General features: G+C 65.9%; 13 protein-coding genes. 11 read left to right on the plus strand and 2 right to left on the minus strand.

The genetic code is table 11. The features are described 5' to 3' along the window. Window positions 1-177: 177 nt before the first annotated feature. The 6 genes from glnA to ntrC all read left to right on the plus strand — a co-directional run bounded on the left by glnA (window position 178) and on the right by ntrC (window position 5713). Window positions 178-1584: a glutamate--ammonia ligase gene (gene glnA / locus LU493_RS12765; RefSeq protein ID WP_275288166.1), complete on the plus strand. Its 1407-nt coding sequence runs from the start codon at window positions 178-180 to the stop codon at window positions 1582-1584. 175 nt (window positions 1585-1759) lie between these two features. Beyond that, window positions 1760-2053 (plus strand): type II toxin-antitoxin system HigB family toxin, encoded by a 294-nt coding sequence (locus tag LU493_RS12770; protein WP_275288167.1) that lies wholly within the window; start codon window positions 1760-1762, stop codon window positions 2051-2053. Continuing rightward, window positions 2050-2499 carry a helix-turn-helix domain-containing protein gene (locus tag LU493_RS12775; RefSeq protein ID WP_275288168.1) on the plus strand — a complete coding sequence of 150 codons (450 nt, stop codon included), beginning with the start codon at window positions 2050-2052 and terminating at the stop codon, window positions 2497-2499. The genes LU493_RS12770 and LU493_RS12775 overlap by 4 nt, the downstream gene beginning before the upstream one ends. Continuing rightward, window positions 2496-3095, plus strand: a complete 600-nt coding sequence (locus LU493_RS12780; RefSeq protein WP_275288169.1) for a DUF4124 domain-containing protein — start codon at window positions 2496-2498, stop codon at window positions 3093-3095. The genes LU493_RS12775 and LU493_RS12780 overlap by 4 nt, the downstream gene beginning before the upstream one ends. Window positions 3096-3267: 172 nt before the next feature. Beyond that, window positions 3268-4314: a nitrogen regulation protein NR(II) gene (gene glnL, locus LU493_RS12785; protein ID WP_275288170.1), complete on the plus strand. Its 1047-nt coding sequence runs from the start codon at window positions 3268-3270 to the stop codon at window positions 4312-4314. After that, on the plus strand, window positions 4307-5713 hold the full coding sequence (gene ntrC / locus LU493_RS12790; protein WP_275288171.1) for a nitrogen regulation protein NR(I): 1407 nt from the start codon (window positions 4307-4309) through the stop codon (window positions 5711-5713). The genes glnL and ntrC overlap by 8 nt, the downstream gene beginning before the upstream one ends. A gap of 210 nt (window positions 5714-5923) precedes the next feature. Here the strand turns inward: ntrC and LU493_RS12795 are convergent, their stop codons facing one another. Then, a complete protein-coding gene (locus tag LU493_RS12795) occupies window positions 5924-7741 on the minus strand; it encodes an aminopeptidase P family protein (RefSeq protein ID WP_275288172.1) in 1818 nt (605 codons plus the stop codon). 3 nt (window positions 7742-7744) lie between these two features. Continuing rightward, on the minus strand, window positions 7745-9316 hold the full coding sequence (locus LU493_RS12800; RefSeq protein WP_275288173.1) for a peptide MFS transporter: 1572 nt from the start codon (window positions 9314-9316) through the stop codon (window positions 7745-7747). Window positions 9317-9643: 327 nt separating this feature from the next. On the opposite strand from LU493_RS12800, the gene LU493_RS12805 reads away from it, so the two are divergent. From LU493_RS12805 to LU493_RS12825, 5 genes are all read left to right on the plus strand, one after another. Next, a complete protein-coding gene (locus LU493_RS12805) occupies window positions 9644-10597 on the plus strand; it encodes a hydroxymethylglutaryl-CoA lyase (RefSeq protein WP_275288174.1) in 954 nt (317 codons plus the stop codon). A gap of 2 nt (window positions 10598-10599) precedes the next feature. After that, window positions 10600-11805 carry a CaiB/BaiF CoA transferase family protein gene (locus LU493_RS12810; protein WP_275288175.1) on the plus strand — a complete coding sequence of 402 codons (1206 nt, stop codon included), beginning with the start codon at window positions 10600-10602 and terminating at the stop codon, window positions 11803-11805. Window positions 11806-11903: 98 nt separating this feature from the next. Further along, window positions 11904-12902 (plus strand): Bug family tripartite tricarboxylate transporter substrate binding protein, encoded by a 999-nt coding sequence (locus LU493_RS12815; protein WP_275288176.1) that lies wholly within the window; start codon window positions 11904-11906, stop codon window positions 12900-12902. Then, window positions 12899-13363, plus strand: a complete 465-nt coding sequence (locus tag LU493_RS12820) for a tripartite tricarboxylate transporter TctB family protein (RefSeq protein ID WP_275288177.1) — start codon at window positions 12899-12901, stop codon at window positions 13361-13363. Before LU493_RS12815 ends, LU493_RS12820 begins: the two co-directional genes overlap by 4 nt. 9 nt (window positions 13364-13372) lie before the next feature. Next, complete coding sequence (locus LU493_RS12825; RefSeq protein ID WP_275288178.1) at window positions 13373-14869, plus strand: tripartite tricarboxylate transporter permease; 1497 nt, start codon at window positions 13373-13375, stop codon at window positions 14867-14869. The last annotated feature ends 60 nt before the right edge of the window (window positions 14870-14929 follow it).

A 14929-nucleotide genomic window follows, 5' to 3' on the forward strand; every position in this document is an offset into this window, starting at 1 on the left:
GGTTCGAATGCGCCATTTTGGCACGCTTTATGCTTCTTCATCGCAAACGCCATGGTCGCCACGGCGGTTGTGGGCAGCCAGCTTACGGCATGCTACAACATTCGCTACCCGACCAGCGGTCAAGACGCTTTGAATTCGCTTCAGAGTCAACGAGCCAAGCTCATTGTGGAGGACCTCATGTCTGACAAGACACTCGCCCTGATTGAAGAACATGATGTGAAGTGGGTCGATCTGCGCTTCACCGACACCAAAGGCAAGGAACAACACGTCACCATCCCGGCTCGCGATGTGGATGAAGAGTTCTTCGAGAACGGCCAGATGTTCGATGGCTCCTCCATCAATGGCTGGAAGGGGATCAACGAGTCGGACATGATCCTGCGCCCGGAGGATGGCACCGGCTTCCTCGACCCGTTCACCGAAGACGCCACCCTGGTACTGCGCTGCGACATCATCGAGCCGGCCACCATGCAGGGCTATGAGCGCGATCCGCGTTCCATCGCCAAGCGCGCCGAGGCGTATCTGGAGTCTTCCGGCCTGGGCGATACCGCTTTCTTCGGGCCGGAGCCCGAGTTCTTCGTCTTCGACGAGGTGCACTGGAAGGCCGACGCCGAAGGTGCCATGTACAAGATCAGCTCCGAAGAGGGGGCCTGGGCCACCGACCGTCAAGTCGAGGGCGGCAACATGGGCCACCGTCCGCGGGTCAAGGGCGGCTACTTCCCGGTGCCGCCGGTGGACAGCTTCCACGATATCCGTGGCGCGATGTGCAACACCCTGGAGGCCATCGGCCAGAGCGTCGAAGTGCATCACCACGAGGTGTCCAACGCCGGCCAGAACGAAATCGGCGTCAAGTTCAACACCCTGGTGAAGAAGGCCGACGAGCTGCAGGAAATGAAGTACGTGGTGCACAACGTGGCCCACGCCTTCGGCAAGACCGCGACCTTCATGCCCAAGCCGGTGGTCGGCGACAACGGTTCCGGGATGCACGTCCACCAGTCTTTCTGGAAGGATGGCCAGAACCAGTTCGCCGGTGACGAGTACGCCGGTCTTTCCGAGATGGCCCTGTACTACATCGGTGGCATCATCAAGCACGCTCGTGCCCTCAACGCCTTCACCAACGCCTCTACCAACTCCTACAAGCGTCTGGTGCCGGGCTTCGAGGCGCCGGTGATGCTGGCTTACAGCGCGCGCAACCGCTCTGCGTCAATCCGTATCCCCTACACCGCCAGCCCGAAGGGCAAGCGTGTCGAGGCCCGCTTCCCGGACCCGACTGCCAACCCCTACCTGTGCTTCGCGGCGATGCTGATGGCCGGTATCGATGGCATCAAGAACAAGATCCATCCCGGCGATGCCATGGACAAGAACCTCTATGATCTGCCGCCGGAAGAGGGCAAGTCCGTCCCGACCGTGGCCGAGAGCCTCGATCAGGCGCTGGAAGCCCTGGACGCGGATCGCAGCTTCCTCACTGAGGGTGGTGTCTTCACCGACGAGACGATCGATGCCTACATCGAGCTCAAGTCCGAGGATATCGAGCGTCTGCGCATGACGACTCACCCGATCGAGTTCGACATGTACTACAGCTGCTGATCGTCGGCGCTTCGGCGCCGCGCTACCGCGACAGCAAGAGGCGCGCCCCACCGGGCGCGCCTCTTTTTTTCATCATGTTGTTTTCAAGTGCATGCTCTTTTGAGAGCTTTTATATCAAATTGCCATGTATAGCATTTTGATATATTCTTGCCCATGACGACACAGGGACGCGCGCATGCACATCATCACGCAGAAGCGTATCTGGGAGGCCATGGAACAATGGTCGCAGACCGCCACTGCCCTGGAGGCATGGTATCGGGTCATGAAGGCCAGTGAGCCTGGAGACTTTGCGGCTATGAAGCGCATTTTCCCGGCAACCGACAAGGTGGGATGCCATCACGTCTTCGATATCGGTGGCAACAAGGTCAGGCTGATCGCCGTTGTGCATTATCGTGCAAAGCGCGTGTATATCCGCGCTATTCTCGACCATCGCGGGTATGACAAGGGCAAATGGAAGGAGTCGTCATGAACGCTACCCTCGATCAAGCGGCCATGCACTGGGCATACATTGCGCCTCTGCTCACCGAGCCCGAGAACGATGCGGAGTATGCCGCCAAGGTAGAGGCACTGGACGACCTCGTCGACATGGTGGGCGATGACGAGGAGCATCCACTGGCCGGTCTTGCCGCTCGTCTGGGGGATCTTATCGAAGCCTACGATGAGAAACACCGGCCCATGCCTCAGGCATCCGGAACCGACGTGCTGAGGTATCTCATGCAAGCGCATGAGGTGACGCAGAGTGAGCTTCCCGAGGTCGGCGCACAGCCGGTGGTTTCGGCCATCCTTTCCGGCAAGCGCTCCTTGAACTGGCGTCAGATATGCGCACTGTCCGATCGCTTCGGGGTGCCGACGGATGTGTTCAAGGAGCCGCCTTCCCGAGCGTTTCCCGACCCTTCGATGACCGGGAGATCATGAGCAGGGAATCCATGAAGAGGGCGCGTCTGGTGCGGTTCATCGGGTTGTGGGTGGCGCTGCTGGTGAGCTCGTCGGCTTCTGCCGAAACCCTCTACCGCACCATCGATGCACGGGGCCATGTGTTCTTCACCGATGATCCCTCGCGGGGCGGCGAGCCGGTCGAGTTTGCGCCGATCAGCGTGGTGCCGTCGCTGCCGCCATCGCCAACATTGACGCGTGCCGCCCCGGACCGCGACGGCACACCTCCCCCGACGTATGAGGCTTTCGCGATTGCCTCGCCCGGAGACGAAACCACTCTGCCCACCGGGGCCGCCGGCGATGTACGGGTACACCTCGAACTCCGGCCGGCATTGCGGGAAGGGCACCGGTTGCGTCTGCTGCTCGATGGGGAGATCGCGCGGCCCGCCTCGCGCGAGCCGCTCATCGAGCTCACCAATCTGGCGCGTGGCGAGCACCGGTTGCGGGCGGAACTGCTCGACGGCCGCGGCCAGGTGCTGCGGCGCACCCCCGCGGTGACACTTCATGTGCAACGGGCCAGCGTGAATCTGCCTCAGAATCCCCAACCCCCCGATTCCCGCGGCCAGGCCGATCATTGAGAGGACGCCGGCTGCCCAGGATCGTGCATGCACCATAATAGTGCACTAGGATGGTGCACAGTCCTGGTGCTCGCTGCCCACCAGCGCCCGCATGTCGGCCGTACCGAAGTGGCGCGCTTCTTGCACCGGACTTCTCCAGTTGGAAACTTCTTCGTGCATCGCGGGATCGTCCATGTATCAACGTTTGATGGAACACCTCACCACCGCCGTCCTCCTGCTGGACGGCCGGCTGCGGCTGCAATGGATGAACCCGGCGGCCGAGGCGCTGTTGGCGCTCAGCCGCTCGCGGGTGACGGGCCAGTCTCTGCCTGAGCTGGTCGTCGGCGAGGAGGACATCGGCGAGCTGCTGGCCAAGGCGAGGGACGAGTTTCATCCCTTCACCCAGCGCGAGGCGCGCCTGACCCTGGTCACCGGGGATGTGCTGACCGTGGACTACACCGTCACGCCCCTGACCCGGGACGAGCTCTTGCTGGAAGTGGAGCCTCGCGACCGACTGCTGCGCATTTCCCGGGAGGAGGCCCTGCAGACGCGCCAGGAAACCATCAAGGTGCTGGCGCGAGGTCTGGCCCATGAAGTCAAGAATCCTCTCGGGGGCATTCGTGGCGCGGCCCAGTTGCTGGAGCGCGATCTCGACAGCCCGCAGCTCACCGAATTCACCCGAATCATCGTCGAAGAGGTCGATCGCCTGCGCGACATGGTGGATGCGATGCTCGGGCCGAACCAGGTCGAGCGTCATGAGCCGCTGAACATCCACAAGGTGCTGGAGCGGGTGCGCTCGCTGCTGTCCGTCGAGCATCCGAGCGTGACGATCATTCGGGATTACGACCCGAGCCTGCCGGACCTCGTCGGCGACGAGTCGCAGATGATCCAGGCCATGCTCAATGTGGCGCGCAATGCCGTCGAAGCCATGACCGAGGCCGATGTGCCGGCTCCCAGCCTGATGCTGCGGACGCGCGCCCGACGCCAGTTCACCCTGGGGGCCGAGCGGCATCGGCTGGTCTGCGAGGTGTCGATCATCGACAACGGCCCGGGCATTCCCGAGCGACTGCGCGAAACCCTGTTCTACCCGATGGTCTCGGGGCGTGCCGAGGGCAGTGGACTGGGGCTGTCCATCGCCCAGTCGATCCTTCATCAGCACCAGGGGCTGATCGAATGCGATTCCGCGCCCGGCCACACCGAATTCCGCCTGCTGATACCGCTGGAGAGATCCCATGAGTGAAGCCGCTCGCGTCATGATCGTCGACGATGATCGCGCCATCCGCTGGGTGCTGGAGCGAGCCCTGGCCCAGCCCGACCTGGAGGTCGAATGCGTCGAGCGCGCCGATCGAGTGCTGCCGCGGCTGCTTGAGGAGCCGCCCGATGTGCTGGTCACCGATATCCGCATGCCGGGGATCGACGGCCTGGACCTGATGGCCCGGGTGCGGGAGGCGCATCCCGACCTGCCGGTCATCGTGATGACCGCACACTCGGACCTCGACAGCGCGGTGGCCTCCTATCAGGGCGGAGCCTTCGAATACCTGCCCAAGCCCTTCGACGTCGACGAGGCGCTGGCCCTGGTGCGCCGTGCCGTGGCCCATGCCCGGGAGCGCCAGCGCCCGATCACGCCCCCGGAGGGTCTCGAGACCGAGATCATCGGCGAGGCACCGGCCATGCAGGAAGTGTTTCGTGCCATCGGCCGGCTTGCCCAGTCGCACATCACGGTGCTGATCAACGGCGAGTCGGGAACCGGCAAGGAGCGAGTGGCCCAGGCGCTGCACCAGCATAGCCCCCGGGGCGGCGGGCCCTTTATCGCCTTGAACATGGCGGCGATTCCCCGTGACCTGATCGAATCCGAGCTGTTCGGCCATGAAAAGGGCGCCTTCACCGGCGCCACGGCCCAGCGCCAGGGGCGTTTCGAACAGGCCGACGGCGGCACCCTGTTCCTCGACGAGATCGGCGACATGCCCGCCGAGACCCAGACCCGGCTGCTGCGGGTGCTGGCCGATGGCGAGTTCTACCGGGTCGGTGGCCATACGTCGGTCAAGGTCGATGTCCGCATCATCGCCGCCACTCACCAGCATCTCGAGGAGCTGGTGAATGACGGACGCTTTCGCGAGGATCTCTTTCATCGCCTCAACGTGATTCGTGTCCATCTGCCGAAACTCGCCGATCGGCGCGAGGATATCCCGCGTCTGGCGCGTCACTTCCTCGCCGAGGCCGCCAAGGAGCTGTCCACCGACGTCAAGGTGCTGACCGAGGAGGCCGAGGAGCACCTGACCCGCCTGGCCTGGCCGGGCAACGTGCGTCAGCTCGAGAATACCTGCCGCTGGTTGACGGTGATGGCCTCCGGGCGCGAAGTGCTGGTGGAGGATCTGCCTCCCGAATTGCGCGACGGTGAGGATGGCGGCGCCTCCGGCGATTGGCGCCTGGCCTTTCGCGACTGGGCGGATCGCGCCCTGGCCGCCGGCCATACCCACCTGCTGGAAGAGGCGGTCCCGGATTTCGAGAAGATCCTCATCGAGACCGCGCTCAAGCACACCGGCGGTCGCAAGGGCGAAGCCGCCGAGCTGCTGGGGTGGGGGCGCAACACCCTGACCCGCAAGCTCAAGACGCTGATGCCGGAGATGGCGGAGGATTGAGCCACGAGCCACGAGCCACGAGCCACGAGCCACGAGCCACGAGCCACGGGCTACGAGCAGGAAGCTTCAGCTCTGGAGGCGGTTGTCGGGGTTCGGATCTCGCATCTCGCTGCTCGTATGCGTTGGGTTTCGAGCTACGAGCGAGGGGCGCCGGTCATGCCGGCGCCCCTCGTTGTTGCGGGACAGCTCGATGGTAGGGCAGAAGCTTTCCTAGCCGCGTTCGAGCGGCTGGGTGCGCTTCTCGAGCCAGGCCAGGGCGTCGCCCTCGAGCTTGGGCGCGAGTCGTTCGCGGACCTCGGCGTGGTAGGCGTCGAGCCAGTCGATTTCGCTGTCGTCGAGCAGGGAGGGCTCGATGCAGCGGGTGTCGATGGGGCACAGCGTCAGGGTCTCGAACCGCAGGAAGTCACCGAACTCGCTCTCGGCGGCGGGACGGTTGGCGACCAGGTTCTCGATGCGGATGCCCCACTGGCCCGGGCGGTAAACGCCGGGCTCGATGGAAGTGATCATGCCGGGCTGCATGGCGGTATGCGGCGCCACCGGGGCGTGCCAGGCGATCACCTGCGGCCCTTCGTGAACATTGAGGAAGTAACCTACGCCATGGCCGGTGCCGTGGCCGTAGTCGCGTCCGCTGGTCCACAGGGGCGCGCGGGCGATGGGATCGAGCTGCGCCGAGGGAATGCCGCGCGGGAAGTGAGCACGGGACAGCGCAATGGTGCCCTTGAGCACCAGGGTGTAGTCCTTGCGGTGGGCATCGCTGATGCGGCCCACCGGGACCACCCGGGTGATGTCGGTGGTGCCGCCCGGGTACTGGCCGCCGGAGTCGATCAGCAGTAGACCGTCGCCTTCGATGGTGGCGTGGGCCTCCGGCGTGGCGTGGTAGTGCGGCAGGGCGCCGTTGGCGTTGAAGGCGGCGATGGTGGAGAAACTGCGGCTGACGAAACCGGGGCGACGGGCGCGGGCGGCAGTAAGTTCCTCGTCGACGGTCAGCTCGGTGACCGTCTCGCCGCGCTCGAGTGCCGCTTCCAGCCAGGCGAAGAAGTTGCACAGCGCCGCGCCGTCCTCCTCCATGGCATGACGCACCTGGGCCAGGTCGGCGTCGCTCTTGCGGCCCTTGGCCAGGGTGCTGGGCTGGAAGGCCTCGACCAGGGTGGCGCCGTCCGGCAGGGCCTCCCGAGTGCCCAGGGTCAGCTTGGCCGGGTCGAGCAGTATCCTGGACTCGGTGGTCAGCTCGCCGAGGCGGTGATGCCAGTCGGCGTAGTCCGCCACCGCGATGCCGTCGTCGGCCAGCGCCGCCGTGAGTTCGTCGTCGAGCTTGCCGGGGGCGACGAACAACGTGGCCGTCTGGCGGCCGATCAGCAGGTGGGCGAGGAAGACCGGATTGAAGTCGACATCGTCGCCGCGCAGTTGGGTCAGCCAGGCGATGTCGTCGAGGGTCGAGATCGGGTGCCAGTCGGCCTCGTGCTCGGCCATGGTCTCGCGTATCCGGGCCAGCCGCTCGCCGCGGCTCTCGTCCAGGTAGGCCCTGTCATGGGCGTAGATCGGCGCCTCGGGCAGCGATGGGCGGTTGGGCCAGATGGTGTCGAGCAGGTCCAGGTCGCCGCGCAGGCGAATGCCGGACGGCGACAGCGCCTCTTCCAGGCGCCGAGCGCTGGCCAGAGCGACGACATCGGCGTCGAAGCCCAGGGTGGCACCGGAGTCGAGCTGTTCGGCCAGCCACTGCATGGGGGCATCGCTCTGGCCGGGATGCAGTTTCATCAGCTCGATGCCGGTGCCGGCCAGTTGCGCCTCGGCCTGCACCCAGTAGCGGCTGTCGACCCAGACACCGGCGGCGTGCCGGGTGACCACCAGGGTGCCCACCGAGCCGTCGAAACCGGACAGCCAGGCCCGGCCGGCCCAGTGTTCCGGCAGATACTCGGAATTGTGCGGATCGGAGGACGGCAGCCACCAGGCGTCGATGCCGTGCTCGTGCATGGCGTTGCGCAAGGCCGCCAGGCGTTCCGCCGGGGTGTTGGGGGCTTCACTGGACATGGATCAGGCTCCGGTTGAATGAGTGGACGGCGCCGGCTCGGCGTTCGCTTCGCCCTTGAGCATACGCTTGATGAGCGGTGTCAGCAGCGCCAGGACGATGGCACACAGCACCAGGGCGATGGCCGAGCGGCCGAACAGGTCGGGCAACTGCTGGAGTTCCTCGCCGTTGACATGTCCGCCGATCAGGCCGGCCACCAGGTTGCCGAGCGCCAGCGAGGTGAACCACAGGCCCATCAACTGGCCGCGCAGGCGCATCGGTGCCAGCTCGCTCATGGTCGAGAGGCCCACCGGACTCAGGCACATCTCGCCGAGCGTCAGCAGCAGGAAGCTGCTGGTGATCCATAACGGCGAGACCCGGGTGTCGCTGCCGATCACCTGCTGGGCGGCCAGCATCATCAGGCCGAAGCCGGCGGCGGCGAACAGCAGGCCGAGGGTGAACTTGGTGGCACTGCTGGGCTCGAGGCCACGACGCCCCAGTGCCGGCCACAGCCAGCCGAACAACGGGCCGAGCAGGACGATGAAGATCGAGTTGAGCGACTGGAACCAGACGGTGGGGATCTCCCAGCCGAACAACGCACGGTCGGTATAGTCGTGGGCGAACAGGTTGTAGGACGTCGGCTGCTGTTCGAAGGAGGCCCAGAAGAAGGCCGAGGCCACGATCAGCAGGAAGGCCACGACCACACGGGCTCGCTCGCGATTGTCGAGACCGGCGAAACACAGCAGGTAGATGAAGAAGGCCAGCGCACAGACGATGATCACGCTGGTCATGCCCTCGGCGATGGCGACCGGATCCAGCGCGATCACGCCGGTGGCGACCAGCGCCACGAACAGTGCCGTCAGGGCGGACAGGGCGGACACGGTCAGGCCCACGCCGCGGCGGCGAACGGCCGGTGCATCCCAGCTGGAGGCACGGCCTCGCAGGCTGTCGGAACGGCGCATGGCGGGGATCGCCCATAACCGGAAGATCAGCAAGGCGGCCAGCATGCCGAGCCCGCCGAGGCCGAAGCCCCAGTGCCAGCCGTGTTCGCGCATCAGCAGGCCGGTGAGCAGCGGCGCGAGGAGTCCACCGATGTTGATGCCCATGTAGAAGATCGCGAAACCGCCGTCGCGGCGGGCATCGCCCTCGTCGTAGAGGCTGCCCACCATCACGGTGATGCAGGTCTTGAACAGCCCCGAGCCGAGCACGATCAACAGCAGGCCGATGAAGAACAGGGTGGCGCCCCAGAGGGCGGAGAGCGCGATGGCCAGATGGCCCAGGGCAATCAGGATGGAGCCGTACCAGACGGCGCGCCGTTGGCCGAGCCAGTTGTCGGCGAGCCAGCCACCGGGCAGCGCCGACAGATAGATCGCCCCGGCGTAGATGCCGACGATGGCGGCAGCATCCGCGCGACTGAAGCCCAGGCCGCCGTCGTAGAGGCTGGCCGCCATGAACAGTACCAGGAGCGGGCGGATGCCGTAGTAGGAGAAGCGCTCCCACATCTCGGTGAAGAAGAGCGATCCCAGGGCCCCGGGATGACCGAAGAAGCCGTTGTCGCGTCGGGACGCGCTGTCCGGCGTCGGGGATGTCGAATGCATGAAACCGTGCCTTGTGATGATATGCGAGCCGCTCATGGCAAAGAACAGCGTTCGCTTAGATAAGGAAACGTCGTTAGGCGCACGATATTGATGATTTGTTCTGTCGATACCGCCTTTGGCAGGGGATTCTATGGCAGATGCTTAGCGAGCGAAATGCTCGGGTGGTGAAGGTGACGCGATCCTGTAATTTGTAAACACCCTCCAAGGAGGCCCAAAGTCGGGCGGGCTCTGCCGGTTCACCAACAAAAGGCGAATGTGAGCCGGTCGACCTGGTGCCTATAGTGGGTTGGTGCGCCCCCCGAGGGCATTCGTCGACAGGAGCACTCCATGCCCGCCAGCGCCGAGCGTCTGCCACGACGCGTTCAGGTCACCGAAGTGGGTCCCCGCGATGGGTTGCAGAACGAGCCGGTGACCTTGAGCACCGCCGAGAAACTCGAACTGATCCATGCCCTGCTGGATGCCGGCGTGAAGGCCTTCGAGCTGACCTCCTTCGTCAGCCCCAGGGCAGTGCCGGCGCTGGCCGATGCCGACGAGCTGACGGTCGCGCTGCGTGATCGCCGGGGAGCACATCTCTCGGCCCTGGTGCCCAATCCGCGTGGTGCCGAGCGAGCGCTGGCGGCCGGCGTCGATGCCGTCGTGCTGTTCGTCTCGGCTTCGGAGACGCATAACGCCAAGAACGTCAATCGCTCGGTGGATGCGTCACTGGAAGGCTTCGAGGCGGTGGCCAGGACACTGGAAGGCAGCGGCATCGAGCTGCGCGGGGCGATTGCCACCAGCTTCGGTTGTCCTTTCGAGGGGGATGTGGCGGTGCGCGATGTCGGGCGCATCGCTCGACGCTTCGCCTCGCTCGGCATCCGCCATGTCTCGCTCGGCGACACCACCGGCATGGCCACGCCGCCGCTGGTTACCGAGCGCGTGCGTCACCTTCGCGACGTCGCGCCGGAGATCGTGCCGACCCTGCATTTCCACAATACTCGAGGCATCGGACTGGCCAATGTCATGCAGGGGCTCGCCCTGGGCGTGGATCGTTACGAAAGCGCCATCGGTGGACTGGGTGGCTGCCCCTTCGCGCCCGGCGCTTCGGGCAATATCGCCAGCGAGGATCTGGTCTATCTGCTCGACGAGATGGGCATCGAAACCGGCCTGGATCTCGAAGGCATGATCGCGGCCGCCAGGGTCGCCACGCGCCTGATGGGGCGCCCCTTGCCGGCCCAGGTGTCCAGGGCCGGGCCGCGCCTGGCGCTCAGTGACTGTTCCGCCGTTCCCACCGCGAGAGGATGAAGATGTCGGATACGCCGCCCCACGCCGAGGGTGCCCTGCGAGGCATTCGCGTCATCGACCTGACCCGAGTGATCTCCGGACCGTTCTGCACCCAGATCCTCGGCGATCATGGTGCCGAGGTGATCAAGATCGAGCCGCCCGGGCGCGGCGATATCGTGCGTTCCCAGGGCAACATGGTGAACGGCTTCAGCTGGTACTTTGCCCAGTTCAATCGCAACAAGCGCTCCCTGACCCTGGACCTGCGCCAGGAGGAGGGCAAGGCGATCCTGTGCCGGCTGCTGGAGGACGCTGACGTGCTGGTGGAGAACTTCCGCCCCGGTGTCATGGGCAAGATGGGGCTCGATGATGCCTCCCTGCGCGAGCGCTTTCCTCACCTGGTGGTCGGGCGCATCAATGGTTTCGGCTCCACCGGCCCCTATCGGGACCGACCCGCCTACGACTTCATCGCCCAGGCGATGAGCGGCTTCATGGGCGTCAACGGCCCTGCCGACGGCGAGCCCATGCGCGCCGCACCGCCGATCAGCGACATGGTGGCCAGCCAGAACCTGGCCTTCGGCATCAGCGCGGCGTTGGTCCGACGCGAGCGTACCGGCGAGGGCGATATCGTCGAGACCGCCCTGACCAATGGCCTGATCAGCATGATGGGCTACCTGGCGGCGGAGTACTTCGCCACCGGGGAGGTGCCCAGGCGTACCGGCAACGATCATCCCATGCTCTATCCCTACGGCCTGTTCCAGGCCAGCGACGGCGAGGTAGCCATCGCGCCCAGCAACGACATCATGGTCGAGCGTTTCCTCGATGCCCTGGACATGCGCTCGTTGCTGGAAGACGAGCGCTTTGCCGACAACCAGCGGCGCATGGCCAACCGCGAGGCGCTGCGCGAGATCCTGACCCGGGTGACCGAGCGGCGCAGCGTGGCGGAATGGATCGAGCACCTCAACGAGGCCGGCGTGCCCTGCGGGCGCGTCCATGACCTGCGCGAGACCTTCGACGATCCTCAGGTCCAGGCCCAGCAGATGACCCTGGAGCTCGATCAGGGCGAGCATGGCAAGGTGCCCACCACCGGCTTCCCGGTGAAGATGAGCGAGGCGCCCGCGGCGGTGCATCACCCGGTGCCGGGGCTCGGCGAGCACACCGAGGTCATCCTCGCCGAGCTGGGGGTGAGCGACGCAGAACGTAGAGCGTTACGGGGAAAAGGCGTCATCTGAGAGAGACTCTCCACCCTCGCGGTGACAATGGGCGCCGGACAGGCCCGCCCCGGGAGCCGCGATCGATACGACAAGGTACAACAAGAAGGAGCGACGATATGCCGATCACTACCACGAAGATCATCCCGCGCCTGGGCGCCTCCGCCCTGCTGGGCCTTGGCCTGGCGGTCAGCCTGCCGAGCCAGGCACTGCCCATCGACGAATGCATCGCGCCCGCCGATCCGGGGGGCGGCTGGGACTTCACCTGCCGTTCGGTGGGCAAGCTGATGAGGGAGCTGGACCTGGTGGACGGCAATGTCCAGGTCACCAACATGCCGGGCGGCGTCGGCGCCGTGGCGTTTTCCAACGTGGCCGGCAAGCGGGCCGACGACAGCAACCTGATGGTCGCCACCAGTACCGTGGGCATGACCCAGATCGCCCAGGGGCGTTATCCGGGCGGTGCCGACACCATGCGCTGGCTGGCCATGCTGGGCACCGACGTGGGCGTCATCCTGGTCGATGACGACAGCCCTTACGAGACCCTCGACCAGCTGCTCGAGGCCATCGTCGAGGATCCGACCTCGGTGGCCATGGCCGGCTCCAGCGGCGCCGGCGGCTGGGACCACATTCGCGCCCTGCGACTGGCCAAGGCGGCGGGGCTGCCCGGTGACCAGATCGGTGCCCTGCGCTGGGTGCAGTTCGATGGCGGCGGTCCTGCCGTGACCCAGATGATGGGAGGGCACGTGGACGCGGTGTCCACCGACCTGGGCGAGATCGCCGGCTTCATCGAGTCCGGCGATGTCCGCGCTCTGGCGGTGCTGGCTGAAGAGCCGCTGCCCGAGCCCTTCGAGGAACTGCCGACGGCCGTGTCTCAGGGCTATGACGTGACCGGCTACAACTGGCGCGGCTTCTATACCGGCGGCGAGGTGTCGGACGATGATTATGCCGCCATGGTCGATACCCTCGAGACGCTCTACGAGAGCGACGAGTGGAAGGAGGTCGCCGCACAAAACGGCCTGGTACCGCTGTGGCGGGGCGGCGAAGCGTTCAATGACTTCGTGCGCGAGTCGATCGATGACGTCGAGGCCATTTCCCGGGAGATCGGAGTCATCCAGTGAGTGACGAGGGGGCGTCCGACCGCGCCGTCCTCGGCGACCGCATCGCCGGGGCGGTACTCGCCTTGCTGGCACTGGGTGCCTGGTGGCATGCCCAGACCTTCGTCACCGGCTTCATGCAGCCGGTAGGGCCGGGGGTCTTCCCCCGGCTGGTCAGCGTGCCGCTGGGGCTTCTGGCGCTCTATCTGATCGTTCGCCCCGGCCTCAACCATCGCTGGCCGGGTGCGGCGGCACTCTGCCGCCAGCTCGGCGTGTTGCTGTTGCTGGGGGCCTATGCCGCCTTCCTCGAACCCTGGGGCTTCGTGCCCTCGACCCTGGTGGCCACCGTCGTGCTGATGCGCCTGTTCGGGGCGAACTGGCGCCAGGCCCTGCCGTACGGCGTGCTGCTGGGGCTGGCGCTCTACGTGCTGTTCGAGTTCGCCCTGGGCATTCCCTTGCCCGACATGCCCGGCCTGAGTGTGTAGCCTTTCTCTATGGAAATTCTCGATTTTCTCGCCCATGGTTTCGCGGTGGCGCTGCAGCCGGATCATCTGCTGCTGGCGCTGATCGGCTGCACCATCGGCACCCTGATCGGTGCCCTGCCGGGGCTCGGCCCGGTCAACGGCGTGGCCTTGCTGATTCCCCTGGCCTTCAACTTCGGCCTGGCGCCCACCGCGGCGCTGATCCTGCTGGTCAGCGTCTACTATGGCTGCATGTACGGTGGGCGGATCAGTTCCATCGTGCTCAATATTCCCGGCGACGAGCCGGCGATGATGACGACCCTGGACGGCTATCCGATGGCCCGCGCCGGCCGTGGCGGCGAGGCGCTTGGGCTCTCTGCCGTGGCGTCCTTCGTCGGCGCGACCGTTGCCACCATCGGTCTGACGCTGTTCGCGCCCCTGCTGGTGAAGGTGGCGATCCGTTTCGGCCCCGCCGAATACTTCGCCCTGTTCGTGCTGGCCTTCGCCACCATCGGCGGGGTGACCAGCGGCAGTTTCACCAAGAGTTTCATCGCCGCCTGCCTGGGGCTGCTGCTGGGCACCGTGGGGATCGATCCGGTCTCCAGCGTGGCGCGCTATACCTTCGGCTGGTACGAGCTGTACGACGGCATCGACTATATCGTCGCCCTGGTCGGGCTGTTCGCGGTTTCCGAGTGCCTGCTGTTTCTCGAGCGCGACCGCGACAAGGCGACCGCCGCGATGCGGATCGGCTCGGCCATTCCGGGCATGCGACGGTCGCTCGACTGCGCCTCGACCATCGGGCGGGGTTCGGTGATCGGCTTCATCTCCGGCGTGCTGCCCGGTGCCGGGGCCTCGCTCGGCAGCTTTCTCTCCTACGTGCTGGAGAAGCGCTGGTGGGGCGCCAGGGGCAAGTTCGGCGAGGGAGACCCTCGGGGTGTGGCGGCGCCGGAGGCGGGCAACAACGCCGCCGCCGGGGGCGCACTGATCCCCATGCTCTCGCTGGGCATCCCCGGCAGCGGCACCACGGCGATCCTGCTGGCGCTGTTGCTGTCGATGAACATCACGCCGGGCCCGCTGCTCTTCGAGCAGCAGCCGGACATGGTCTGGGGGCTGGTGGCGGCGCTGTTCATCGGCAACGTCATGCTGCTGGTGCTGAACATCCCGCTGGTGGGCTTCTTCGCCAAGGTGCTGCAGGCGCCGTCCTGGTTCCTGATGCCGATGGTGACGCTGGTGGCCTTCGTCGGGATCTACTCGCTCAACAACAGCCCCTTCGATCTCTACATGATGCTGGCCTTCGGGGTACTCGGCTATGTGCTGCGCAAGCTCGAGATACCCACGGTGCCGGTGGTGCTCGGCCTGCTGCTGGGCGGTCAGATGGAATTCAACCTGCGACGTGCCATGTCCATCTCCGGCGGCGACTGGAGCATCCTGTGGAGCAGCGGCATCTCGATCGGCATCTACCTGCTCGCCATTGCCCTGCTGCTCGCCGGGCTGGTTTATGCGCTGATGATCAAGAAACGGCTGGAATAAGCGAAAAACCGCCTCGTGTGGCTGGGCGAGCCGGGGTCCCGGTGCCAGAATGGGAGCCTC

Origin of the sequence: Halomonas elongata (assembly GCF_029081005.1) — a bacterium.
Classification (GTDB): Bacteria; Pseudomonadota; Gammaproteobacteria; order Pseudomonadales; family Halomonadaceae; genus Halomonas; species Halomonas elongata_B.